Consider the following 25082-nt stretch of genomic DNA (forward strand, 5'->3'; position numbering starts at 1 on the left):
GGCATGAAGAGCGGCCACATGTAGCTACGCCCTCTGCTTATTATTTTGTTATTACTGCGAGGGTGTTATGAAAAAAAAGGCCCAACCAAGCCTGATGGCAGCCACGTTAGTGTGGTTTTTATATGCCGTCATTGCTGTTTTGTTGGCATTGACGCTGAGCTGGGCTTTGTACAGCCAAGTGAACTATGGCTATCGTTTTTGGTATCAACACTTGGATATCGCCCAACATATAGAGCTTTACGGACCTCAAAATCGCTTTAAATCCGACTTTGAACAATTGCTCCCTGAGCAACACTGGAAGGCATTTGAGCAAATTCGCGATGCGGTCCATAACGGTGGGGCGGGATTGGCCGATATCGGCTATCAGCCAGCAGGTAAAATAGCACGTCCGCTATTGCACCAGGCCGAGCTCCAACACCTGCAGGATGTGGCCAATTTTATTGATGTTGGGCGGGTGCTGTTTTGGGTTCTTTTAGGGCTTTGGTTACCGTTTGCCTGGCTAAGTATCCGACTTAAGGCGCCACCCATGCTGTGGCGCCTTGGCATTACTGTTTTCACTTTGGGGCCTGTGGTAGCGTGGTTAGCGATTGTAGGCCCAACGCAGGTTTTCTATCAGTTCCACCTATGGATTTTTCCCGCTGACCACCAATGGTTTTTCTATTGGCAGGACTCGTTGATGAGTACGCTGATGAAAGCGCCGGTTCTGTTCGGCGGTATCGCGGCCGTGATCGCGCTGGGGATATTGCTGCTCACACCCCTCCTGTACTGGCTGGGTCTGGGCGGAGTGCGATTCGTTCTTTACCGTAGCCACGGACATAACAAACACTACCGACCAATAAGAAACGGCTCATGAGCATTGAAGTACTGACTGCCGACATTGAGGGTGGCGAAAATCTGCAACGTTGGGCGGCCATGGGCCTGCCGGTCCCGCCGAGTTGGCGGATTGAACGTCATGTCGTGGTGCAGAGCACGGTTGCATCGTTGACACAACAACTGCGCGCCTTGCCTCGCATGTTCTCTGATAACCGTTACTGGGTGCTGCAGCAAGGGCTAATGAACCCGGACTCGCGGCGGGAAAGCCTGTTGAATCTGGATTCTGACGAAGCACTGGCGGCGGCACTGCAGAGTATTTTTGAGCGAGCCCCCGGTCCGGGTCACGTGGTTATCCAGGCACTGCCGCTGCAACAGGCAGCCGGGGTGCTTTTCACACGCCATCCCCTGCGACAGGATCTGCCACATATGGTGGTGGAAGGGGTTGTTGAAGGGAGCGCCGAACGGCAACGTCTAATTTTCGATGATAGCGGCCGGTTGGTGCATGCTTCCGATGCCAGGATGCCGCTGGGCGAGCACGTTGACCAGACTTTGCTGTGCCAACTCCACACTCAACTTAAGCATAATTTTGATCGCCCCCAGGCCGGTGAGTGGGTCTTTGATGGTGCGCAGTTGTGGTTATTACAAACGCTCCCGGTGGGCTCTCTCCCCATGCCCAAGGAAGCCTGGACGCGTCGAGCCGGGGTCGGGCTTTTCAACCAGGTAGAAACGCCTTTATGGTACACCTTGGCCGGTCGCTGGCTGAAAGCGGCTTTCTGGGAGCCATTGGTGGATCAGTCAGGCTGGAGTGGGCTGGCCAAGATTGAGCCGTACCGGCGCCAGCACAGTCACATCTACACCAATTGTGCGTTCTTCCGGGAGCTTCAGGACCAACATCAGGGGGCAGGGCGCTTTGTTCCGCCAGCATGGCAGTCGCTGGATTATCAACCCGATACGGTACCGACGAAACCGCGCCCTCGGATTGCCAACAGCGCTACCCAATGGCGCCATCGCTGGCGGCTGACGCAACTGTCTCTGGGTGTTCGTCAATGGAAAGAGCCCGATATAACCCGTGAAGGCTTGTGGCGAGCCTTTATGCGGCTGGATGCCATGGGCGAGTCCCTCAGCCGTGTGGAGGGTGAACTTGCTTATTTAACACTAGCGGATGCCTTGCCTCGCTATGCCGCTCCGTTACCCTTGGCGTTACTGGTCACGCCCGCTGAATTGCAGGCAGTGGAAATGCTGGCCGACGGTAATATTGACGCAGTACGTCAAACCACGCTGCGTCCCGGGGCGGACCCGGTTCATGCTCCCTTGAATCAAGGGCCCGCCCAGGCAGCCACACTGCATGCCTTGCAGCAGCCGGGCTTGATCAGTGATGCAGCGTTGGCTCAACCCACCGAGCAGGACACCAGTGCATTGCAGATGGCGCGAATGGCCCGCGGGCTGCGTTTTGCGATCGGTAATCGTTTGCGGCAACTATTGCGCTCCATGGGCGCCATCGCGGTGGAGCAGAGCATGCTACAGCACCCTGATGATATTTATTTTCTGTATTTTGATGAGCTCTGGCAGTTATGGATGGGCCAAAAAATACCCGCTAGTGCTAATAAGGATGTTATCGCGGACCGCAAAATCCGTTACCTGGATGACGGCTTGCAGGGCGCACCGGACTGGAAGATGGATCAGGTCGGTTATGGCTTCGGTGGCGGCCAACGGCTGAGCCCGTTACTGCGGGGCTTGCCGTTGGTAAACGGCTCAGTGGAAGGGCCGATTCGGCGCGTGTGTAGTGCCTGGTGCCTGAACAAGATACAGCCCGGTGACATCGTGGTGGTGGATCAGGTGGAGCCAGCGTGGCTGCCCTGGCTGGTGCAGGCTGCGGGCATAGTTGTTGCAGAACAGGACCCGGCCAACAGCGCGGCCAGCCTGGCGGTGACCTACGCAATCCCCGCCATCTGGGCTGCCAGCGATGTGATGCACAGTGTTCAGGATAACTTGATGGCGACGCTGGATGCGACACGTGGGCAGCTTGATGTAGCGTCTGTAATGGATAACGATAACGGCACAGAAGGGTAACTCAGACGATCCGTACAATGTGTTTGAGCTACAGGTTTTCCTCTCACTGAGGCCGCTGCCATGCGCCAATCCCCACACCAACAAGAAGATACTCGTCCGTTCGTGGCGCCATGCCGTACTATCGACAACGCCGCGCCGTTACGCTGGTTGCATAAGGGCTGGACAGATTTCCTGGCCGCCCCAGGGGCGAGCCTAGTATATGGTGCCATCATGGTGCTGGTCAGTTATCTGATCACTGCTGCGGCTTGGTGGTTCGGGAACATGGGTCTGTATCTGGGGCTGCTTTCCGGTTTTGTCTTTCTTGGCCCCCTGCTGGCGCTTAACCTTTACGCTATTAGTATCCAGTTGCAGCAAGGTCGCCGCCCCAGTCTGTCGCAGAGCCTTTCTCAGGCACGCTCCTGCTTTGGTGACGCTCTGACGTTTACGGTGATCTTGGTGGTGGTGTTTCTGGTTTGGGCCCGGGCAGCCAACTTGATGTATATCTTTTACCCGGTGAACGAATGGCACCTAGAGAATGTACTGTTGTTCTTTGGGGTAGGGAGCAGTGTCGGTGCGCTGTTCTGTGCCATCGTCTTTATTGTCAGTACGTTTTCGTTACCGATGATTATGGATCGAAAGACCGACATGGTGACGGGGGTGATTACCAGTACCAATGCGGTGCTGCGTAACAAGTTTCCTTTGTTTCTGTGGGCCTGTCTGATCGGTGCCTGCTTACTGGTCGGGTTGCTGACGGCCTATTTGGGCCTGCTGGTGTTGTTGCCGGTATTGGGCTATGCCACTTGGCATGGTTACCGCGAAGTCATTGATGCCAGAGAGTGGTCGAGCCGGTTCGATCTGCCGGAAGAGCCATAACAGGGTCGGAAAATCCGTTCTGCAGGCCCCAATGCGCTTGGCGTTCCTCCTGCAAAACGTTTCCGTGGTCTGTTTATTTATCGTCCATGTAGCCCAGCAGATGGGGCACCATTTTTTCAATCTCCTTGCGCGGCATGCCTTTACGGGCCGCATAGTCATCCATCTGATCTTTGGCCAGCTTACCCGTGCCGAAATACTTGGCTTGCGGGTGAGCGAAATACCAGCCAGACACCGCCGCTGTGGGCAGCATGGCGTAGCTTTCTGTGAGCGTCATGCCCGCATGGGTCTCTGGGTCCAGCAGTTGCCACAGCAGGCCTTTTTCGGTGTGGTCCGGGCACGCTGGGTAGCCGGGAGCAGGGCGAATGCCCTGGTATTTCTCGCTTATCATGTCTTGGTTGCTCAGCACTTCATCACTGGCGTAGCCCCAATAGTCTTTGCGGACTTTTTCATGCAGGCGTTCGGCAAAGGCTTCGGCCAGCCGGTCTGCCAGGGCCTTGAGCATGATGGCGGAATAGTCGTCGTGATCGGCCTCGAAGCGGGCCACGTGTTCGTCGATACCAATGCCTGCGGTTACCGCAAAGCCGCCCAGCCAATCGGTGATCCCGGTTTCTTTCGGTGCGATAAAGTCGCTCAGGCAGAAGTCCGGCTTGTCGTTCTTGCTCCGGTCCAGCTGTTGGCGCAGGTGGTGGAGGGTCATGAAAGCCTCCTTGTCGCCAGGGTTGCGGTATAGCTCGATATCATCCATAGCAGAGTTGGCTGGCCAAAAACCTATTACAGCACGGGCGGTTAGCCACTTTTCTTCAACTATTTTATCAAGCATCTCCCGGGCGTCGCGGTAGAGCTTAGTCGCTTCAACCCCCACCACTTCGTCTTCCAGAATGCGGGGGAACTTGCCCGCCAACTCCCAGGCACGGAAGAAGGGCGTCCAGTCAATACGCTGTATCAGGTCGTTCAGCGGATAATCGTCGAAGACCTTTAGGCCTTTCACCTTGGGCTCGTGAGGTGTGTAGCCGTTCCAATCTGGCTGGAAGCGTTGTTCCCTTGCCTGATCAATGGAGATCAGGCTGCGATCCACTTGCTGCTGCTGGCGTCGCACGCGAAGCGCCTCGTAGGTGTCTTTGATTTCGGCGACATATTCTGGCTTGGCGGTCTTGGATAGCAACTTGGACGCCACGCCCACCGCACGAGAGGCATCCGCCACATGGACCACCGCCTGCTCGTAGGCAGGGTCGATTTTTACTGCAGTATGAATTCGGCTGGTGGTGGCGCCGCCGATCATCAGTGGCAGATCCATTTCCAGGCGCTGCATTTCGCTGGCTACATGTACCATTTCTTCCAGTGAGGGCGTGATCAGCCCGGACAGGCCAATGATATCGACCTTCTCTTCTTTCGCCTTCTCCAGGATCTTGTCGCAGGGCACCATGACGCCCATATCTACCACGTCATAGCCGTTGCACTGCAGTACTACCCCGACAATGTTCTTGCCGATGTCGTGCACATCACCTTTTACGGTGGCCATCAGAATCTTGCCATTGGCTTCATCCTGGGTGCCCATTTCTTCCTTTTCTTTTTCCATGAAGGGCATCAGATAGGCCACTGCTTTTTTCATCACCCGGGCGGATTTCACCACTTGCGGCAGAAACATTTTGCCTTCGCCAAACAGGTCGCCAACCACGTTCATGCCGTCCATCAACGGGCCTTCGATTACGTGTAGTGGGCGCACGGCGTTCTGGCGGGCCAGCTCCGTGTCTTCTTCCACGTAGTCAGCAATACCTTTAACCAGAGCATGCTCCAGGCGTTTTTCTACTTGCCATTCGCGCCAGGCCAGGTCCTCTTTCTTGGCTTTTTCGGCGCCGCTACCCCGGTATTTCTCGGCGAGATCGAGCAGCACTTCGGTGCCGTCTTCGTTGCGATTGAGCACCACGTCTTCAACGGCGTTGCGCAGTTCGTCAGGGATGTCCGCATAAATGGCGAGCATGGTGGGGTTGACGATACCCATGTCCATGCCGTTTTTGATGGCGTAGTAGAGGAACACTGCGTGAATGGCCTCGCGTACGGTGTCGTTGCCACGGAACGAGAAACTCACATTGGAAACGCCGCCGGAAATCATGGCGTGGGGCAGGGTGCGCTTGATGTCACCTACTGCTTCAATGAAATCCACGGCGTAGTTATTGTGCTCTTCGATACCGGTAGCGATGGCAAAGATGTTGGGATCGAAGATGATGTCTTCGGGCGGAAAATCCACTTCCTCTGTGAGCAGCTTGTAAGCACGGGTGCAGATTTCCACCTTGCGTTCGCGGGTGTCCGCCTGGCCCTCTTCATCGAATGCCATCACGATAACGGCGGCGCCATAGCGACGCAGCAGCCGAGCCTGGTGCAGGAAGGCATCTTCACCTTCCTTCATGGAAATCGAATTCACCACACCCTTGCCCTGGATGCACTTCAGGCCTGCCTCGATCACCCCCCATTTGGAGGAATCGATCATGATTGGCACTTTGGAGATTTCTGGCTCTGAGGCTACCAGGTTGAGGAATTTCACCATGCACTCGGCGGATTCCAGCATCCCCTCGTCCATGTTGATGTCGATGATCTGAGCGCCGTTTTCAACTTGGTCGCGGGCCACGTCCAAGGCGGTGTCGTAATCTTCCTCTTTGATCAGGCGTAGAAAACGCTTGGAACCGGTCACGTTGGTGCGTTCACCCACGTTGACGAACAGGGAGTCCTTGGTAATGGTGCAGGGCTCCAGGCCGGAAAGGCGGCACGCTACCTCGATCTCGGGTAATTGCCGTGGCGCGAGTCCTTCGACCGCCTCGGCCATGGCGCCGATATGTTCAGGGGTGGTCCCGCAGCAGCCGCCGATAATGTTCAGGAAACCTTTCTCTGCCCAGGCGCGTACTTCTTTGGCCATGGTGGCAGGATCCAGGTCATATTCGCCCATTTCGTTGGGGAGGCCAGCGTTAGGGTGGGCGGACACGTAGGTTTCTGAGATTCGCGACAGCTCTTCAATATAGGGGCGTAGCTCCATGGGCCCCAAGGCGCAGTTCAGGCCGAAACTAATCGGTCGGGCATGGCGCAGGGAGTTGTAAAACGCTTCCGTGGTTTGACCCGTGAGGGTACGACCTGACGCATCGGTGATCGTCCCCGACACCATCACCGGCAGATCGAGATTGTTCTCATAGCAATACTGGTCTACTGCAAAAACAGCAGCTTTGGCATTCAGCGTGTCGAAGATGGTTTCGATCAGGACCATATCGATGCCGCCTTCTACCAGGCCATCAAGGGCCTCAAGGTATGCCTCTACTAGGGCATCAAAATGGGTGTTGCGGTAGCCGGGATCGTTCACATCCGGGCTGATGCTGGCTGTGCGGTTAGTGGGGCCGAGCACCCCGGCTACATAACGGGGCTTATCCGGAGTGGAGGCTTCGTCTGCCGCTTCGCGGGCTACGCGAGCGGCGGCCACATTGATCTCACGGGCCAGGTCTTGCATGGCGTAATCGGCCATGGCGATAGACGTGGAGTTAAAGGAGTTGGTCTCGATGATATCCGCGCCGGCATCAAGGTAGCCCTTATGCAAAGCTTTGATTCGCTCAGGCTGGGTCATGCTGAGCAAGTCATTATTCCCCTTTAAATCGCTAGGCCAATCAGCAAATCGGGCACCACGAAACTCTTCTTCACTGAACCTGCAGCGCTGAATCATGGTGCCCATGCCGCCATCAAGAATCAGGATGCGTTCTTTAAGTTGAGCAGTAAGTTGAACGCGCGGGTTCTGTGACATGATGGCTCCGACAAAGGCGGGAAAATTGGGGCATGCATTATAGCGGGGTAGGGCGCAGATACCCAATATGGGAGGCTTTTCTTGCTCAAATAGCGGGTAGAGCCCCCTGTGGCCGGTGGCGGAGTGGTTATATTCGCCATTAGGTTTCATGCTTGCAGCAACCTTGGTGCTGAAATCACAGGTATTTCCGCGCCGTGTTTATGAAATTTCTGTAAAATCCTGCGCTGGTGGCAGCGCCTTGACTTGGGGTTGCCGCAGGAACGGGCATAATTCGCCCTCACTGGATGAGGAGTACGCTTAATGGATCAATATCTGACTCAACTGGAAACCTTTGCCAATGAAAACCTGGTGCCGTATGCCTGGAGCATTGCTGCGGCACTGGCCATTTTCATTATTGGTAGCTGGATTGTTGCCCGCCTGAGTAGCGGGGTGAAAAAATTGCTGAATAAGCGTATGGACGAAACGGTGGCAACCTTCTTGGGACGCATCGTTCATGTACTTTTGTTCGTTTTTGTGGTTATCGCCTCTCTGGATCAGCTTGGCATTGAAACAACCTCTCTGGTAGCGATTCTGGGTGCTGCCGGCTTGGCAGTCGGCCTGGCGTTGAAAGATTCCCTCGGTAATTTCGCCGCGGGTGTCATGTTGATCCTGTTCAAGCCGTTTCGCGTGGGGCATTACGTGGAAGCCGGTGGGGCTTCTGGTACCGTCAAGGAAATCCGCATTTTTGCTACCATCATGAACAGCCCGGACAACAAAGTGGTGACTGTTCCCAACGGTGCCATCATGTCCGGCAATATCATCAACTATTCCGAAAAACCGACTCGCCGGGTGGATATGGTCTTTGGTGTCGCTTACGATGCTGACCTTTCCGTGGTTAAGAAGGTGCTGGAAGACGTTCTGGCTGCGGATGAGCGTGTTCTCAAGGATCCTGCGCCGACTATCGTTGTGGGTGAGTTGGCAGATAGCTCAGTGAACTTCCTGTGTCGCCCATGGGTGAAGAGTGCGGACTATTGGCCCGTTCTATGGGATACCACTGAAATTGTGAAACGCCGCTTTGATGATGCGGGGATTGGCATTCCTTTCCCGCAGATGGACGTACATCTCGATAAAAACGATTAAGGAGTCATACATGCGCAGTAAGACAATCGCTGCCATGCTGCTAGCCGCCGGTCTTCCGGCGGTTTCTGTAGCTGCAGAAGACGCAGCCACTGACGAAGGCAGTGAAGTTTCGAAGTGGTCCGGGGAAATTGGTGTCGGGCTGCTATTCAAGCGAGGCAACACCAATTCCGACTCAACCAATGCTAACGTTAATATGGCCCGAGACAGCGCGAAATGGCGTCATACATTTAAGGCTGAGGCTAATAACGAGAAGGAGGAAGATCCCGATACGGAAGAATACAACCGTACCGATGAGAATTACTTCGCTTCCTACAAGCTGGATCGTAAGCTGGGTGAAGACGCCAAGAACTACCTGTTCAATGTGCTGACCTATCAGAAAGACAACTTCTCGGGTTATCACTACGAGGCCAGTTACGCTATTGGTGTGGGCCGCCGCTGGATTGATTCGGATGTGCAGACTCTGGATGCTGAAATCGGCCCAGGTTATCGAGTAAAGTGCCTAGAGCCCCAAGACAGCTATATGAGCTGCCATGACTCCGAAGAGAATGCCATCGCGCGCGTCGGTATCAAATATGAGCTTCAAGTCAGCGACAACACCATTTTCAAAGAGGATTTTTCCACAGAAATTGGTGATGATGGAGCGGATAGCCGGGCGGAAACCTCTCTGACCACGGCAATCAACTCACGTTTCGCGTTACGTCTACGTCATCTGCTTGAGAACGATTCTTCGGCCCCTTCGGGGACCAATGAAACTGACCATACTTTTTCTGTAGGTGTGGTTTACACGCTTCTGTAGCAGGGCCCTAAGAGGTAGCAGGAGTCTCGACAAGCGATTTTTTAATCCATCGCGGATTAGAGTGAAACGGGTAGGGGGCGAGCGGTGCACCGAGTCATGTTGTTTGTGAGACCAAGCAACACAACAAAGACACTGCCACCCTGTTAAATGCTACGTTTGCGTGGAGTGGCCGAGGAAGGTTTCTTCCCTCCACGTCTCGCCCCCCCTCATCTGCTTCTAAGTACCTGTGCAACTCAGCCGATCCCTCGTCACTCACCGCTGTAGAGCGGCTGAACCACCCTCACTGCGATGTGCAGTGAGATTGTCCTTCTATTCTCGCCTCACAGAGCGCCTCACCAGCAAGCAGAAGCACTGTACCTGTTGCCGCTCAAATCAGATCGTCTCCCTGACTGGTTTGTATTGGCGCATCTTCAACTCAAGGCCATCGACACGATCCGGCTGGAACACGATTTAGTGCCCCGGATCTCAGTCAGGTGCGTACTAGATGATGGATGAGGTTGCCCTTTTCAAAGGCAACCGTTATGCCTGCGTGGCTAATGGCTAAACGAGGGTCGGCAGATGCTCTGTGTAAGCTAAGGCCCGTACCCATACCGCTTTCCCGGAGTGCTCCACTGAACCAAAAAAGCCCCACCGTTTAGGGGGGCTTTTTTGTCAGCAAAACTCGCTAAAATGAAGAACGCTCTGCTTTTAAAGCTCCAGTTCGAACGGCATGGACACAGTGCTCGCACCAGCATCGACGTAAGTGATTTCGCCGGTGATGCCGGAGGCCAAGTCTGAGCATAGAAAGGCAGCAGTATTGCCCACTTCCTCAATGGTTACGTTGCGGCGTAATGGTGCTTTGGCCGCATTGTAATCCAGCATGCTGCGAAATTTCTTAATGCCGGAGGCTGCAAGGGTACGGATAGGGCCGGCAGAGATGCCGTTTACCCGCACACCGTCTGGTCCCATGCTGGCGGCCAGGTAACGCACTGAGGCTTCCAGGCTGGCTTTGGCCATGCCCATCACGTTGTAGTTCGGTACAGACTGGCGCGCAGCATGGTAGGTAAGGGTGAGCAGGGCGCCATTACGGCCAGCCAACATGCTTTTTCCGGCCTTGGCCAGAGCTACGAAGCTATAGCTGGAAATGTCATGGGCAATCTGAAAACCCTCGCGGGTGGCTACATCGACAAAGTTACCATCCAGTTCGTTAGCGGGGGCGAAACCGACGGCGTGCACAATGCCGTCGAGGCCATCCCATTGTTTGCCGAGTTCAGAGAAAACGGCATCAATAGCCTCGTCGCTGGTGACATCACAGGGGAAACACAGGGCTTCACTGCTGCCATAGCGCTCTGCGGCTTTGAGTACGCGGCTTTTCAGCTTGTCATTCTGGTAGGTGAAAGCTAAGTCAGCACCTTCGCGGTGCATGGCTTCAGCAATTCCGGTGGCAATGGAGCGGTCGCTGGCGACTCCGACAATCAGGTAACGTTTGCCTGCAAGAAATCCCATGTTCATCCTCGATATACTTTTGAGTCGAAAGTTGAAAGTTGAAAGTTAATAAGCACGATCTGGCTTGCTTGCTATCGGCATAAACCATTCCCGAGCCTGGAAGTAAACAGCTCTACTACCGCAAGGTTTACGATGAAGGTAGTCCAGATTGCCGCTAATGTGATCTGCGCTTTTAACTTTCAACTTTGAACTTGTCACTAATTATAGGCAATTAGTCCGGTTATTACGCCCGATCAAGGGCGATCAAAGTGCAACCGTCTGTTTCCTGCTGTTGGCAAAGGCCGCATCGATCAGCGTCTGGGTGTACGGTTGCTGCGGGTTTTCGAAAATGGCCTCAGTTTCGCCATGTTCCACGGTCTTGCCGTCTTTCATCACCAGCACACGGTGACAAATAGCACGGATAACTTTCAAATCATGGCTGATAAACAGATAGCTGAGTCCCCGTCGCTCTTGTAGTGCCTTCAGTAATTCCAGTATCTGGTGCTGAACACTGCGATCCAGCGCTGAGGTGGGTTCGTCCAGCACCAGTAATGCAGGCTCCATGATGAGCGCACGGGCAATGGCAATGCGCTGGCGTTGCCCGCCAGAGAACTCATGGGGGTAGCGGTGACGAACGGTAATGGGCAGCCCGACCTCCTCGAGAATGCGACCGACACGATTTTCCCGCTCTGTACTCGTCAGCTCTGGAGCGTGAACCGCCAAGCCTTCGGCGACGATTTGGCCTACGGTCATGCGCGGGTTGAGGCTGCCATAGGGGTCCTGGAATACCACTTGAAAACGGCTGCGCCATTGCCGTAACCCTGTGCGAGAGAGGGCGCGAATATCAGTGCCATTCATGTCAATGTCACCGTCACTCTTGATCAAGCGCAGTAAAGCCAGGGCGAGGGTCGATTTACCGGACCCCGATTCGCCAACGATACCCAGGGTTTCCCCCTTGCGCAGGGTGAGATTGATGTGGTCTACCGCGTGTAGCAGGCTTGGTGGCGTGAATAGAGACTGGCGCTTGCCCTTGAAAGTGACTGCCATGTTGGTGGCGCTCAGCAGCACGGGGGTGCCATCGGGCAATGGCTTGGCGCGCCCCTGTGGCTCCGCCTCGATAAGGTGACGAGTATAATTTTGCGTTGGTTGGCTTAGTACGGTGTCGGTGGGGCCAGACTCCACACGCTTGCCGTTATGCATGACCACAATGTCTTCGGCAAAACGGCTGACGACACCCAAGTCGTGGCTGATCAATAGTATGGAAAGATTCAATTCTTTCTGTAAGCGTTTGATCAGATCGAGAATGGTTTCTTGTACCGTTACATCCAGGGCGGTGGTCGGTTCATCAGCGATGAGTATCTGAGGTTCATTAGCCAGCGCCATGGCGATCATGACCCTTTGCCGCTGGCCGCCGCTAAGTTGGTGCGGATAACGGCTCAGCATATCGGCTGTGGCGGGGAGCTCGACTTGCTCCAGCAACGACAGGCAGCGCTCACGGGCCCGCTGCTTGCTCATGCCCTGATGGACGAACAGGCTTTCGCTGATTTGCTTCTCTACCGTATGTAAGGGATTGAGGGCGGTCAGCGGTTCCTGGAAAATCATGCCGATACGGCCACCACGCAGTTTACGTTTCTGTTCGCGGTTGAGTGACTGTAGATCGGTGCCATCCAGCTGCAGGCTTTCTGCCTGCCACTGTGCGTTTTCCGGCAGCAGATCCATCACCGACAGGGCAGTGAGGGATTTTCCGGAACCAGACTCGCCCACCAGCGCCAGCATACGGCCGGGATGGAGTTCCAGTGACATGTCATCAACGGCAAGCTGACCGGCGAAACGAATACTCAGCCCTTCGATGCGTAACAGACTCATTGCAGAAACTTCCTTGTGTCGAACGCATCGCGAATGGCTTCACCGATAAATACCAGCAAAGTCAGCATCAACGTGAGAGTGGCGAAGACGCTGATGCCTAACCAGGGAGCATGCAGGTTGGCTTTTCCCTGGCCGACCAGTCGGCCCAGCGAAGGTGCATCTGGCGGCATGCCGAAGCCGATGAAATCAAGAGAGGTGAGGGTGACCACTGCGCTGTTGAGAATAAATGGCAGGAAAGTAATAGTGGCGACCATGGCATTGGGCAGCATATGCCGGAACATGATAACCGGAGTGCGAACGCCCATGGCGTGGGCGGCACGGACATAGTCCATGTTCCGGCAACGCAGAAACTCTGCCCGCACCAGATCGACCAAAGCCATCCAGGAAAATAGCAGCAGGATCACCAGCAGTGTCCAGAAACTGGGTATCACAAAGCTGGAAATGATGATGATCAGGTACAGCGTGGGCATGCTCGACCAGATTTCCAGAAAACGCTGACCGGCCAGATCCAGCCAGCCGCCATAGTAGCCTTGAATTGCCCCGACAATAATGCCGACGATGCTGGAAAGGATGGTCAATACCAACCCGAACAGGACAGAAATACGAAAGCCGTAAATCAAGCCTGCCAATACATCACGGCCTTGATCATCTGTGCCGAGCCAGTTTTCGGCTGATGGTGGGGCCGGTGCTGGCACCGCCAGATCATAATTGATGGTGTTATAGCTGTAGCGAACCGGTGGCCACAGCATCCAGCCCTTATCGTTAATCAGGTCTTTGACGACTGGGTCGCGATAATTGGTTTCCGATTCGAAAAAACCGCCAAAGGTGGTTTCCGGATAGGTATTGAAGACGGGAACGTAGAACTCGTTATCGTAGCTGACCAGTAGCGGCTTTTCGTTGGCAATCAGCTCGGCACCGAGGCTGATGACAAACAGGGTGACAAAAATCCATAGCGCCCAATAGCCACGTTTGTTTGAACGAAACGCCTGCCACTGGCGTTGCCAGACCGGGTTGCGCGTGAGCGGGTTGCTAAAGGCCATTAGCTCTGCCTCCGCTCGAAATCAATGCGCGGGTCCACCCACATGTAGGTCAGGTCGCTGACCAATTTCAGCAACAAGCCAATCAGGGTGAAGATAAACAGGGTGCCAAACACTACCGGGTAGTCCCGGTTAATCACTGACTCGAAGCCGAGCAGGCCAAGGCCGTCGAGGGAAAAAATAAACTCGATAAGCAGTACCCCAGTGAAAAACATGCCCACAAAGGCAGCGGGGAAGCCGGCGATAATGATCAACATGGCGTTGCGAAATACATGGCCGTACAACACCTGTTTTTCGCTTAGCCCTTTGGCTCGAGCGGTTTGCACGTACTGCTTGCGGATTTCATCCATGAAAGAATTTTTCGTCAGCATGGTCAGGGTGGCAAAACTGCCAGCGACAATCGCGAGGGTAGGTAAGGTGATATGCCACAGATAATCAGTCACTTTGCCAAACAGACTCAGTTGCTCAAAATTATCCGAGGTGAGGCCGCGCAGGGGGAACCATTCAAAGTAAGAACCGCCGGCAAACAGCACGATCAACAGGATGCCAAGCAGGAAACTGGGAATGGCAAAACCGATGACAATGGCGGTGCTGCTCCAGATATCAAAACGTGATCCGTCTTTCACGGCTTTGCGAATGCCCAGGGGAATGGAAACCATATAGGCAATCAGGGTGCTCCACAGCCCCAGTGACAGCGATACCGGTATGCGCTCGACGATAAGTTCGGTTACTGAACGGTCACGGTAGTAAGATTCGCCGAAATCGAAGCTCAGGTAGCTTTTCACCATCAGCCAAAAACGTTCCGGCGCCGGTTTATCAAAGCCATAGAGTTTTTGAATTCGTTCTACCAGTTCCGGCGGAAGGCCTTTGGAACCTCGGTAGTCGCCACCACTACTGAGTGTATCCACGCTGCCACCCGCAAAACTGCCGCCTGCGCCCCCGCCAATGCCCTGCAATTCCGCCAGGGTTTTTTCCACTGGGCCACCGGGGGCTGCCTGCACAACCACAAAGTTCAGTAATAGAATGCCGAACAGGGTGGGGACGATGAGCAGCAAACGTTTGGCAATATAAAGTCGCATCATTGCGCGTTGCTGTCCCACCAGGTGTCGATGGCACCATCAATGCCCACGTATTCAGGCAAAGGTGGGTGTTTCAGGCGGCTGCGGTAGGACAGACGATGGTGGTCCGCATACCAATTGGGGATCACATAGAAATTCCATTGCAGTACCCGATCCAGGGCACGGCTGGCGGTAACCAGCTGATCGCGCGTGGTGGCGGTGACAATGGCATCGACTAGTGTGTCCACAGCCGGATTCTGAATGCCGATAATGTTCCGGCTGCTCGGGTTGTCGGCAGCGCTGCTACTCCAATACTCCAGTTGCTCGTTGCCCGGGGAGGAAGATTGGGCAAAGGAGCTGACCACCATGTCGAAGTTGAAGTTACGAATGCGCTCTACGTATTGGCTGGTGTCTACCTTGACCACCTGTGCATCGATACCCAGTGCTTTCAAATTGCGAGCAAACGGCAGAAGAATGCGTTCAAATGCGGGCTGATGCAGCATTATCTGGAAGCTTACTGGCGCGCCGTTTGGGGTGTGCAATTGACTGTCGTTGATTTGGTAGCCTGCGTTTTTCAACAACGTCTGGGCCCGCGCAAGGTTAGCTCGTGGGCGGCCGCTGCCATCGCTTTTCGGTGGTTGGTAACTTTCCGTGAAAACACGCTCGGGAATCTCGTCGCGTAGCGGTTCAAGTAGCTTCAGCTCTGCTTCGGAGGGCAGGCCGGTGGCGGCCATATCGGAGTTCTGGAAATAGCTGCGCGTGCGGTTGTATTGGCCATAAAAGAGGTTGGCATTGGACCATTCAAAATCCAGTGCATAGGCCATGGCCTCACGCAGTGCCACATTCGCAAAGAGCGGATTGCGCAGGTTATAGACGATCCCCTGCATTCCTGCCGGGTTTGAGTGGGGCACCTCTTCCTTAACCAGCTCACCCTCGTCAAAGGCTTTGCCCTTGTAGCTGGTGGCCCAGTTCTTTGAGCTGATCTCGAAGCGCCAATCATAATCGCCACGCTTGAATGCTTGCAGGGCCACGGTGTCATCCAGGAAATAATCGAAAGAAACCGTATCGAAGTTATTGCGACCGCGCATGATGGGCAGGTCTTTGGCCCAGTAATCCTGGCGGCGCTGGTAGGTAATTTGTTTGCCGGTATCGACTTTGCTGACGGCATAGGGGCCGGAGCCAATCGGTTTTTCAAAGCCGGCATTGGTAAAATCACGGGTTTTCCATACGTGTTCGGGTAGAACAGGAAGCTGACCAATGATCAGTGCCAGCTCACGGTTGTCACCGGGCTTGAAGTGGAAAGTCACGGTGTGTGCGTCATCGGCGGTAACGTGGTCGACGCCACTGTAATAGAAACTGTAGAAGGGCGCGCCGTCCTTGATCAGTGTGTTGAAGGTCCATACCACATCGCTGGCCTGCACCGGCTTGCCGTCGCTGAAGGTGGCTTTCGGATTCAGATGAAAGCGAACCCAGCTGCGGTCTTCGGGCCATTCGATAGTTTTCGCCAACAAACCATACTGGGTAAAGGGTTCGTCCTCGGCGCGCGTGGTAAGGGTGTCATAAACAAGGGAGCCTATACCGGCGGCGGCAGTCCCTTTAGGCACAAAAGGGTTCAGGCTGTCGAACGTGCCGATGACGTGACGGCGTAATGTTCCGCCTTTGGGTGCCTCCGGATTCACATAATCCAGGTGCTGAAAATTAGCCGAATATTTTGGGGTGCCATGCATGGCCATGGCGTGGCTGCGGTGAATATCGGCATGTGCCAGGCCGGAAAGAGCGCACAAACCCACCAATAGCCCTCGCAGCAGGCTGCGGTTAACGGCCATAAAGACTCCTTGTTATTGTTTAAACCACCAGGTGTCCAGACCCAGCCCATAGGGGATTGGTTCCGGCGGGCGAGCAAACTTGTCCCACCAGGCTATACGGTGATCATTAATATAGTAGTTCAAGACCCCGTACTGCTGGTAGCGCAACATACGATCCAGCGCCTGCAAGCTAAGTCGGTAATCGGTTTCGTTGTCGGTGCTGAGTGCATGATCGACAAGAAAGTCCACAACAGGGTTGCGGATACCGGCCAGGTTCCGGCTGCCGACGACCTTGGCGCTGGCCGACGGAAAATAGTCTTTCAGTTCCGGCCCCGGGTACGCCTGAACGGGAAGTACAAAAAGCACCACATCGTAATCGAAGGTGTCCAGGCGCTGCTTGTAGGCGGCAGGATCAATTTCACGGTATTGGGCCTCAATGCCCAGCCGTTTCAGATTACGAAACCAGGGCGCAAGAATGCGGTATATGCCCGGGTTGTGATAGTTCAAGACAGTAAATTGTAGCGGGCGGCCTTCGGCGTTAACCAGGGTTTGCCCATCCAGTTTCCAGCCGCTTTTTTTCAGCAGTGCCAGGGCTTCTCGCATTCGATTGCGAATCTGACCGCTGCCATCGTTAACTGGTGGACTGATGTCGGCGCTGAAATAGTCGTCAGGAAGCTGGTCAAGGAAGGGGGTAAGCAATGCTTTTTCCGCATCAGACGCGGGCGTTGTTGCACTGTAAACACTGTTGGGGAACCAGCTCTTCGTGCGCTTATAGGCGCCGCTGAACAGGTTCTTGTTGGACCACTGAAAATCGAACAGCAGGCTGGCCGCTCGACGCACATTAATATCATTGAAGGGCGCGCGGCGGGTGTTGAAGAAGAAAGCCTGTACTGGGCGGGGAATGCGATGAGGGACTTCAGCCCGTTTGACCTTACCTGCTTTTAACGCTGAGAATTCGTAGGCCGTGGCCCAGTGCTTGGAGCTGTAATCATAATGGACATCGTAGCCCCCGGCTTTAAACGCTTCGAAGCCCACATCAGCATCGCGGTAGAACTCGAACTCTACGATGTTGAAATTATAACGGCCACGATTCACTGGTAAATCTTTGCCCCAGTAATCTTTTACCCGGGTAAAGGTGACTTGCCGACCAGCCTTCACTTCGGTGACCTTGTAAGGCCCGCTAGACAGAGGTGGAGCCAGTGAGGCGCTGTCGAAATCATGCTGTTGCCAGTAGTGGCGGGGCAGAATGGGAATAGCTCCGGCCACCAGGGGCAAATCGCGACGGCCGCGGTGAAAGGTAAATTTCACCGTTTGTGAATCGATCGCTTCAACGTTGGCAATGTCCGCCAGACGCAGAGCGAATTCCGGGTGGCCTTTCTCGCGCAGAATATTTACGGAGAACACCACATCGTCAGCCCGGATCGGATGACCGTCATGAAACTGTGCTTCGTCACGAATATGGAAGATGCACCATCTGCGATCCTCTGGATACTCCAGCCAGTCAGCAATCAAGCCGTAAGCCGCTCCAGCTTCATCGCCCAATGGGTTATGGGGCTGGCTTCCCATCAACAGGCTGTCGGCAATTTCGGTGACCCCATACATTTGAATGCCTGGGGTGTCAGCAGGGCTTCGCCCTTTGAGGATGTAAGGGTTCAGGCTGTCGAAGGTACCCTGGCCGAATAACCGCAGGGTGCCGCCCTTGGGCGCATCCGGGTTGACGTAGTCCAGATGTTGGAAATCAGCAGGATACTTGAGGCTGCCGAACGGATGATAGCCGTGGCTTCGGATAGGCTCGGCGTGACATATCACGCCGAGCAGCAGGCCCAGCAGGGCAAGGGTAAAGTTAGTGCGTTTGGCGAATATCAACGTAGAGTGTCAGCCGTTGCCCGGGTTGTATGTATTGATTGCTGGCTACACTGTTGTTCCAGCTTTTTATGTCGTTGACTGATACATTAAAGCGGTCAGCAATGGCATACAAGGAATCGCCGTTACGAATCGGGTAGCGGACTTTTCGCAACATATTGGGTTTGCTGGCAGCAGGCACGTTAGCGGGGCTGGCTGCCAGGCTGCCTTTGGTCCATACCGCCAGGTTCTGTCCGACTCGCAGGTTATCTTTAGGGGCCATCCCATTCCATTTGGCTAACTCTGGTACGCCGACCTTATGGCGACGGGCAATCTCCCATAGGGTCTCACCGGACTGAACCGTGTAGTCGACCCGTTTGCGCCCTTTAGGTTGTTTCGATTGTGTCTTGGCCAGTCGTGATTCAGCGCTAAGGCTGTAATCACGGCTAGCGGAGGCTGGGCCGGGAATTAACAGGGTGCGACCAGCGATAATGGTGTTGTTCTTGAGGTGGTTGATATTGCGCAGTACCTGGGGGGTGGTGCGGTACTGGCGGGCAATAGCACCCAGGCTGTCGCCGGGGCGAATCTGGTAACGGGCCCACTGCATGCGCTGATCTTTAGGCAGGTCGACCAGCTTGTTCCTGAATCGTTCGGCCCGATCGACCGGGACGAGCAAGCGGAAGGGACCGTCGGGTGAGGTGGCCCAACGGTTATAGGAGGGATTTAGCAGGTAAAGCTCTTCCACGGAAATATCCGCCAGCCGCGCGGCCTGTGCCAAATCAATCTGGCCGCCTGTTTTAACTGTAACGAAGTAGGGTTCGTTGGCGATCGGGTGTAGGGGCACATTATAGGTGTCCGGGTCGCCTACAATTTGTGCGATTGCGAGCAGCTTAGGGACATAGGCCGTGGTTTCGCGCGGCAGATTCAGGTTCCAGAAGTCGGTGGGTTTACCCGCTTCTTCATTGTGTCGGATAGCCCGGGAAATGGTGCCGCCACCAGCATTGTAGGAGGCTAGTGCCAGCAGCCAGTCACCGTCGAAACGGCTGGAAAGTTTTTGTAGATAATCCAATGCAGCGTTGGTGGACTTAAGAATGTCGCGGCGTTGGTCTTCCCACCAAGTGCGCTGCATACCGAAATAATCGCCGGTGGAGGGAATGAATTGCCAAGGGCCCGCAGCACGGCCATGGGAATAGGCAAAGGGGTCGAAGGCACTTTCCACGATGGGCAGCAATGCCAACTCCAGTGGCATGTCACGAGCCTCAGCCTGTTCGATAATGTAGTGTAGGTAACGCTCAGAGCGCCTGGTGACACGAGTGAAGTATTGAGGATGGCGAGCGTACCATTCGCGTTGCACGCGAATGCGATCATTTTTTATGCTCAGATTCAGTCCGTAGCCGCTACGCAGACGCACCCAGAGATCCTCATCCCCTATTGCCTGCTTGTTTTTGTCGTCCACTGGGGCCGGTTCATCCATGCCGTTGCCCAATTTTAGGTCATCCACAGAGGGCTTAGCGGCCGGCATGGGAGGGAGATTTTCTAGGGAGTCATTGGTGGCACAGCCACCGAGAGCCCCCAAGCCAAATAAAAAGGCCAAAGGAATAATGTGTTTCATAATTATGAACAACGCTAAGAATTTGATGCATTCTGGCGTCGCAAAGACGATACGGCAAGGATGCGACGCTAAGCGTTATCCTTCCAGCGACGCAAGGCTGCAAAACACTGAATATCAGATTCTCCGCATCCGGGCTCATGGCGTTGACAGGACGCTTTCACCTCTTCGTTATCACTGCGTAAAAAGGGATTGGTGGCTTTCTCTTCGGCGAGAGAGGAAGGCAGCGAAATCTTACCTTTATTACGCCGTTCGGTGACGTCTTGAAGGCGTGCTTGAACCCCTGAATCATTCGGGGTTACAGCAGCAGCGAATGTCAGGTTGGCCTGGGTGTATTCGTGTGCACAAAACACTAAGGTTTCTTCGGGGAGGGCAGCTAGGCGTTCAAGCGAGTGGAACATCTGCGCTGGCGTCCCTTCAAATAGACGGCCACACCCCCCGGCAAACAGGGTATCTCCGCAGAAGAGCCAATTGTGCGCGGCGTTGATGAAGGCGATGTGTCCGAGGGTGTGGCCTGGAACCTCCATGATGGTGAACGCTAGATCTGTACCCGCCGGGGTGATGGTATCGCCTTCGTGTAGAGGGTGGCTCATGGCCGGAATGGATTCCTTTGCGGGGCCGTAGACTGGGATGTCGCGGTGTTTGGTAAGCGCTGCGACACCGCCGACATGATCAGGGTGATGGTGGGTAATCAGCAGAGCGGATAGAGACAGGCCGTTCTCGCGCAAATAACGCTCTACAGGTTCTGCGTCACCGGGGTCGACCACCACACATTGATCCTGTTGGTGAAACGCCCAAATGTAGTTGTCATTGAAGGCAGGGATGGCGATAGGGCTGGCTGTCATGTGTGTTACGCTCCTGTTTACGTGCTATAGATTCTGCACGGGTTCGGTGCTTTATAAGCATGAATTAACATTCATGAATGAAGAGATTGTCCGCCATGCAGCTACCTCCACTCAACCGTATTTCGTTTAATACCTCTCCCGGTGAACTGGGCAGAGACTTTGATGAATGGCTAGACAGCGAGCCGGGGCAGGCGTTGTTGAGTGCCGAAAAGGCCATGCTGACCGAGTGGCTTCGCAGTCAAGCTGGGCAGCGCGCGGTGGCGGTTTACTCTAGCGGCGGACGTGACCTTATGTCGGAATCGCCGCTGCGTTGGCAAACCAGCATTGCGCCACCCGGTTTTACCGGCGTGAAGCTGTATTCACGGCTGGATTTGCTGCCGATAGCAAAAAATAGTGTGGACGTGCTGTTACTTCACCATACCATGGACTTCTCCGCTGACCCTCATCAGGCATTACGCGAGGCTGCCCGCTGTATGGCTCCCGGTGGCAAGATAGCGATCATCGGCTTTCATCCACTCAGTATTATGGGGTTGGCACGCTGGCTGCTTTGGTGGAAGTCACCGGGATGGATGGGGCGCTACTACCGTCCCAACCGTTTAACCGACTGGTTGCAAGTTCTCGGATTTGAGGTCGATGGCATGGCCAGTGGCTTCTATACTATGCCGCTGTCCGACCGTGGCCGCAGCCGAATGCGAATGCTTGACTGGCTGGGTCGCTTTTTATGGCCTCGCCACGGCAATGCATACCTTCTGGTGGCGAGAAAACGGGCCGGTGTTGTTCGTCCGTTGGCCACCCGACAATGCAAGGTGCCGCGTAATACGGTGGTGCCAGTCCCGGTGGCCCGGTGGGGCCAACAGAGCAGGGAGCCTTGAATCTTTGAAAAATGTGATTATCTATACCGACGGCGCTTGCCGTGGTAATCCCGGTCCGGGTGGTTGGGGCGCGATTCTCCTTTATGGTGATAAGGAGAAAGAATTGTGCGGCGGTGAGCCGGAAACCACCAACAACCGTATGGAACTGATGGCGGCGATTGTGGCGCTGGAAACGCTCAACTCGCCCTGTCAGGTGGTGTTGACCACGGATTCCAAGTACGTCATGGATGGCATTACACAGTGGATGGCGAACTGGAAAAAACGGGGCTGGAAAACGGCATCCAAGCAGCCTGTAAAAAACGTTGACCTATGGCAGCGCCTGGATGCGGCAGTGCAACGCCACGACATCGACTGGCGGTGGGTCAAGGGGCACAGTGGTCATCCGGGTAACGAGCGCGCTGATGCGCTGGCTAACCGAGGAATTGAGGAAATGAAACACAAGCAGGGGCAAGCTAGCTGATGCGTCAGGTTGTATTGGATACGGAAACCACTGGCCTTGAGCCCAATGACGGGCACCGGGTGATTGAAATTGGTTGTGTGGAGATGAAAAATCGCCGCCTGACCGGAAATAACCTGCACCTGTACTTGAACCCTGAGCGGGAAATCGATGCGGGAGCGTTGGCGGTCCACGGTATCAGTAGCGAATTCTTGGCGGACAAGCCTACGTTTGACAAGGTGGTTGATGAATTCTTGTCGTTTGTGGATGGCGCTGAACTGGTCATTCACAACGCCCCTTTCGATGTGGGCTTTCTCAACCATGAGTTGCGCCGGCTTGGCACACGCTATGGGACCATTGAACAGCGTTGTGGGGTGCTGGATACCTTGGTTATGGCGCGCCAGAAACACCCTGGGCAGAAGAATAACCTTGATGCTTTATGTCGCCGTTATTTCGTGGAAAACGGGCACCGTGAACTGCACGGCGCCTTATTGGATGCGGAGATTCTAGCAGACGTTTATCTTGCCATGACGGGCGGGCAAACTCGCCTTTTTTCGGGCGGTAACGATAGCAGTGAGCGGGGTGGTGACGCCGCAGCAGAGGTCATCAGGCGCTTAAGTGCCGATCGATCCCCGCTTTGTGTGGTGCATGCCAGCGAGAATGAGCAACAACGTCACCGCAACAAGCTGGCCGCTATTGCGCAAAAGAATGGGGAACCCACGGTTTGGCAGAGCCTTGGGCAGAACAGCGATACGCCGCTACAATAATGGAAGTGCCGTCTGTGCAGGGCCTGATGGCTCGAGCCCATCCAACTAGCAGGTTTGTTCGCCATCCCCATTTTACCTCGGGATTTCCAGGGCAATCAGTGCCCTGGGATTACCGGCGTTTCTTGAAGATCTTCCACCTGATGATGCTGAATCCAGCCATTTTCGTACAGGTAGTCAGTGGCAGGCTCAAGCACCGTGGCGGTCATGACCAGGCCGGTAATCGACATCACGATGGTGTAAGGCAGGGCCATAACCACCATGCGTCCATAGGATAATCGCACCAACGGCGCCAGTGCTGAAGTCAGCAGGAACAGGAATGCCGCCTGACCGTTTGGCGTGGCCACAGAGGGAATGTTGGTGCCGGTGTTGATGGCTACTGCCAGCAGGTCGAAAGTATCGCGGTCAATTTCGTTCTTCAGCAACGCTTGGCCCACTTCATCGACATAGACTGTTGCCACAAAAACGTTATCGGACACCGCCGAGAGTATGCCGTTAGCCATGTAGAAAGCTGGCCCCTGCACCTGCTTCTCCAGAGTGAGCACGTATTCAATTACCGGCGCGAAAAGCTGCTGGTCAGCAATCACTGCCACCACCGCGAAAAACACCGTGAGCAGGGCGGTGAAGGGCAGGGCTTCCTCGAACGCGGCGCCCAGACGATGCTCTTCGATGATCCCAGTGAACGAAGTGGCCAGGATGATTACCGTGAGCCCTACTAAACCAACAGAGGCGGCATGGGTGGCCAATCCGATGACCAGCCAAACAGCGGTGATTGCCTGAATAACCAAGGCGGCGCGATTTTGTGGAGTGCGTTTGCGGTCCTGCTCCAGGGCGTACTGGCGCATGATGCCGCGGACTTTTTCAGGAATATCCTCCCCGTAGCCGAAGCTGCCGCTGAATTCCAGGAAAGCACAGGTGAAGAAGCCCATCACCAGTACTGGCAGGGTAATGGGCGCCATGCGCAGGAAGAATTCACCGAATTCCCAGCCGGCCTTATTGGCGATTAGCAGGTTCTGGGGTTCGCCCACTAGCGTGCAGACGCCGCCCAGAGCGGTACCGACGGCGGCGTGCATTAGCAGGCTGCGCAGGAATGACCGAAAGCGGCGCAGGTCTTCACGGTGTAATTCTTCCACAGTGGTGTCGTCACCATGGTCATGTTTTTGCTGGAACGTCTTGCCGGAGGCGACCTTGTGGTAAATGCCGTAGAAGCCAGTGCATACGGCAATCACCACGGCGGTAACCGTTAATGCATCAAGAAAAGCAGACAGCAAGGCCGCAGCGGCACAGAACAACAGACTCAGCGTGACCTTGGATTTAACGCCGAGCAGAATGCGGGTGAACATGAACAGCAGTAAATCTTTAAGGAAGTAGATACCAGCGACCATAAAGATCAGCAGTAACATTACTTCAATATTGCCGACCACCTTATGTAGCACTGTTTCTGCGGAGGTCAGGCCGATCATTACTGCTTCAATCGCCAGTAGCCCGCCAGGCTGTAATGGATAGCACTTGAGCGCCATGGCTAAAGTGAAGATGAATTCGGCCAGCAGCAGCCAGCCTGCGGTTACCGGGCCCAGTGTCAGGGCGACCAACGGGTTGATAAGCAGAAAGGCGACGATCGTGTACTTGTACCAGGCAGGAGCCTGCCCCAGGAAATTCTGTACAAAGGCGCGGCCTAACGTGGCTGACATGACGGGTTCCTGCTGAACGGCGAAGGATAAAGGTGTTCCCGGGCTGTCTGCGTACGGGCAGGAGCACGGCGCGGCAATGATAAGGACTTGCTATGGCCCAGTACAGGGTAAACAGTGGGGCAATTTGTCCTAGATCATGGGAGCGGTTGACATAGCAGGCTGGCGTACGTAGATGCCTGCGCCCTATAGCGATGAAGAGGAGTGTGTGCAGGTTAACAAATCATCAACAAATCAGTTGTTTACAAATGAAAGTTGACGCAGTCTTTAATTACGTGCAAGAGTGTGATGCACCTTGTTTTACAATCTTATTATGAGTATTGCGGGTGTATCCAGGGGGTTGCGCACCCTACGGACGAACCTGATGATAA

The 25082-nt window shown here is 54.8% G+C and carries 18 protein-coding genes; 8 read left to right on the forward strand and 10 right to left on the reverse strand.

The window, feature by feature from the left end:
* Positions 1-67: 67 nt before the first annotated feature.
* Genes ABNH10_RS12020 through ABNH10_RS12030 form a run of 3 tightly spaced genes read left to right on the forward strand, consistent with a single transcriptional unit; the run spans position 68 to position 3735 of the window.
* Positions 68-853: a lipoprotein intramolecular transacylase Lit gene (locus ABNH10_RS12020; protein WP_349386160.1), complete on the forward strand. Its 786-nt coding sequence runs from the start codon at positions 68-70 to the stop codon at positions 851-853.
* Positions 850-2883, forward strand: a complete 2034-nt coding sequence (locus ABNH10_RS12025) for a PEP-utilizing enzyme (RefSeq protein ID WP_349386161.1) — start codon at positions 850-852, stop codon at positions 2881-2883. The genes ABNH10_RS12020 and ABNH10_RS12025 overlap by 4 nt, the downstream gene beginning before the upstream one ends.
* Positions 2884-2943: 60 nt before the next feature.
* Complete coding sequence (locus tag ABNH10_RS12030) at positions 2944-3735, forward strand: DUF2189 domain-containing protein (RefSeq protein ID WP_349386162.1); 792 nt, start codon at positions 2944-2946, stop codon at positions 3733-3735.
* Positions 3736-3808: 73 nt separating this feature from the next.
* Here the strand turns inward: ABNH10_RS12030 and metH are convergent, their stop codons facing one another.
* Positions 3809-7510, reverse strand: coding sequence for a methionine synthase (gene metH, locus ABNH10_RS12035; RefSeq protein ID WP_349386163.1), 3702 nt, complete (start codon positions 7508-7510; stop codon positions 3809-3811).
* A 300-nt stretch (positions 7511-7810) separates the two neighbouring features.
* Between metH and ABNH10_RS12040 the strand changes: the two genes are divergently transcribed.
* Complete coding sequence (locus tag ABNH10_RS12040; RefSeq protein WP_349386164.1) at positions 7811-8629, forward strand: mechanosensitive ion channel family protein; 819 nt, start codon at positions 7811-7813, stop codon at positions 8627-8629.
* A 10-nt stretch (positions 8630-8639) separates the two neighbouring features.
* Complete coding sequence (locus ABNH10_RS12045; protein WP_349386165.1) at positions 8640-9425, forward strand: DUF481 domain-containing protein; 786 nt, start codon at positions 8640-8642, stop codon at positions 9423-9425.
* Positions 9426-10112: 687 nt separating this feature from the next.
* On the opposite strand, the gene ABNH10_RS12050 is transcribed toward ABNH10_RS12045, so the two are convergent.
* The 8 genes from ABNH10_RS12050 to gloB form a co-directional block, all read right to left on the reverse strand.
* On the reverse strand, positions 10113-10910 hold the full coding sequence (locus ABNH10_RS12050; protein ID WP_035458284.1) for an enoyl-ACP reductase FabI: 798 nt from the start codon (positions 10908-10910) through the stop codon (positions 10113-10115).
* Positions 10911-11153: 243 nt separating this feature from the next.
* Complete coding sequence (locus ABNH10_RS12055) at positions 11154-12755, reverse strand: ABC transporter ATP-binding protein (RefSeq protein WP_349386166.1); 1602 nt, start codon at positions 12753-12755, stop codon at positions 11154-11156.
* The gene (locus ABNH10_RS12060; protein ID WP_349386167.1) at positions 12752-13795 is read right to left on the reverse strand and encodes an ABC transporter permease; all 1044 of its coding nucleotides are present in this window, start codon (positions 13793-13795) and stop codon (positions 12752-12754) included. The genes ABNH10_RS12055 and ABNH10_RS12060 overlap by 4 nt, the downstream gene beginning before the upstream one ends.
* Positions 13795-14874 (reverse strand): microcin C ABC transporter permease YejB, encoded by a 1080-nt coding sequence (locus ABNH10_RS12065; RefSeq protein WP_502877130.1) that lies wholly within the window; start codon positions 14872-14874, stop codon positions 13795-13797. Before ABNH10_RS12065 ends, ABNH10_RS12060 begins: the two co-directional genes overlap by 1 nt.
* Positions 14871-16676: an extracellular solute-binding protein gene (locus ABNH10_RS12070; RefSeq protein WP_349386168.1), complete on the reverse strand. Its 1806-nt coding sequence runs from the start codon at positions 16674-16676 to the stop codon at positions 14871-14873. Before ABNH10_RS12070 ends, ABNH10_RS12065 begins: the two co-directional genes overlap by 4 nt.
* Positions 16677-16688: 12 nt before the next feature.
* Positions 16689-18521 carry an extracellular solute-binding protein gene (locus ABNH10_RS12075; protein ID WP_349386169.1) on the reverse strand — a complete coding sequence of 611 codons (1833 nt, stop codon included), beginning with the start codon at positions 18519-18521 and terminating at the stop codon, positions 16689-16691.
* Positions 18499-20109: a lytic transglycosylase gene (locus tag ABNH10_RS12080; protein ID WP_349386170.1), complete on the reverse strand. Its 1611-nt coding sequence runs from the start codon at positions 20107-20109 to the stop codon at positions 18499-18501. Before ABNH10_RS12080 ends, ABNH10_RS12075 begins: the two co-directional genes overlap by 23 nt.
* 68 nt (positions 20110-20177) lie before the next feature.
* Positions 20178-20951 carry a hydroxyacylglutathione hydrolase gene (gene gloB / locus ABNH10_RS12085; RefSeq protein WP_349386171.1) on the reverse strand — a complete coding sequence of 258 codons (774 nt, stop codon included), beginning with the start codon at positions 20949-20951 and terminating at the stop codon, positions 20178-20180.
* A 95-nt stretch (positions 20952-21046) separates the two neighbouring features.
* Between gloB and ABNH10_RS12090 the strand changes: the two genes are divergently transcribed.
* From ABNH10_RS12090 to dnaQ, 3 genes are read left to right on the forward strand one after another with little or no spacing between them, the layout of a single operon-like run.
* Positions 21047-21823, forward strand: coding sequence for a class I SAM-dependent methyltransferase (locus tag ABNH10_RS12090; RefSeq protein WP_349386172.1), 777 nt, complete (start codon positions 21047-21049; stop codon positions 21821-21823).
* 4 nt (positions 21824-21827) lie between these two features.
* Entirely contained in the window at positions 21828-22283 is a 456-nt protein-coding gene (gene rnhA / locus ABNH10_RS12095; protein ID WP_349386173.1) for a ribonuclease HI, read from the forward strand.
* Positions 22283-23026, forward strand: coding sequence for a DNA polymerase III subunit epsilon (dnaQ, locus tag ABNH10_RS12100; RefSeq protein WP_349386174.1), 744 nt, complete (start codon positions 22283-22285; stop codon positions 23024-23026). Before rnhA ends, dnaQ begins: the two co-directional genes overlap by 1 nt.
* Before the next feature lie 95 nt (positions 23027-23121).
* Here dnaQ and nhaB read toward each other — a convergent pair whose 3' ends face one another.
* Positions 23122-24714, reverse strand: coding sequence for a sodium/proton antiporter NhaB (nhaB, locus tag ABNH10_RS12105; RefSeq protein WP_349386175.1), 1593 nt, complete (start codon positions 24712-24714; stop codon positions 23122-23124).
* Positions 24715-25082: the final 368 nt, after the last annotated feature.

Origin of the sequence: Alcanivorax sp. (assembly GCF_040119285.1) — a bacterium.
In the GTDB taxonomy this organism is placed as follows: domain Bacteria; phylum Pseudomonadota; class Gammaproteobacteria; order Pseudomonadales; family Alcanivoracaceae; genus Alcanivorax.

Bases quoted from the DNA above. Each gene is read 5' to 3' on its own strand.
- ABNH10_RS12020 (WP_349386160.1), top strand. From the start codon at position 68: ATGAAAAAAAAGGCCCAACCAAGCCTGATGGCAGCCACGTTAGTGTGG.
- ABNH10_RS12025 (WP_349386161.1), top strand. From the start codon at position 850: ATGAGCATTGAAGTACTGACTGCCGACATTGAGGGTGGCGAAAATCTG.
- ABNH10_RS12030 (WP_349386162.1), top strand. From the start codon at position 2,944: ATGCGCCAATCCCCACACCAACAAGAAGATACTCGTCCGTTCGTGGCG.
- metH (WP_349386163.1), bottom strand. From the start codon at position 7,510: ATGTCACAGAACCCGCGCGTTCAACTTACTGCTCAACTTAAAGAACGC.
- ABNH10_RS12040 (WP_349386164.1), top strand. From the start codon at position 7,811: ATGGATCAATATCTGACTCAACTGGAAACCTTTGCCAATGAAAACCTG.
- ABNH10_RS12045 (WP_349386165.1), top strand. From the start codon at position 8,640: ATGCGCAGTAAGACAATCGCTGCCATGCTGCTAGCCGCCGGTCTTCCG.
- ABNH10_RS12050 (WP_035458284.1), bottom strand. From the start codon at position 10,910: ATGGGATTTCTTGCAGGCAAACGTTACCTGATTGTCGGAGTCGCCAGC.
- ABNH10_RS12055 (WP_349386166.1), bottom strand. From the start codon at position 12,755: ATGAGTCTGTTACGCATCGAAGGGCTGAGTATTCGTTTCGCCGGTCAG.
- ABNH10_RS12060 (WP_349386167.1), bottom strand. From the start codon at position 13,795: ATGGCCTTTAGCAACCCGCTCACGCGCAACCCGGTCTGGCAACGCCAG.
- ABNH10_RS12065 (WP_502877130.1), bottom strand. From the start codon at position 14,874: ATGATGCGACTTTATATTGCCAAACGTTTGCTGCTCATCGTCCCCACC.
- ABNH10_RS12070 (WP_349386168.1), bottom strand. From the start codon at position 16,676: ATGGCCGTTAACCGCAGCCTGCTGCGAGGGCTATTGGTGGGTTTGTGC.
- ABNH10_RS12080 (WP_349386170.1), bottom strand. From the start codon at position 20,109: ATGAAACACATTATTCCTTTGGCCTTTTTATTTGGCTTGGGGGCTCTC.
- gloB (WP_349386171.1), bottom strand. From the start codon at position 20,951: ATGACAGCCAGCCCTATCGCCATCCCTGCCTTCAATGACAACTACATT.
- ABNH10_RS12090 (WP_349386172.1), top strand. From the start codon at position 21,047: ATGCAGCTACCTCCACTCAACCGTATTTCGTTTAATACCTCTCCCGGT.
- dnaQ (WP_349386174.1), top strand. From the start codon at position 22,283: ATGCGTCAGGTTGTATTGGATACGGAAACCACTGGCCTTGAGCCCAAT.
- nhaB (WP_349386175.1), bottom strand. From the start codon at position 24,714: ATGTCAGCCACGTTAGGCCGCGCCTTTGTACAGAATTTCCTGGGGCAG.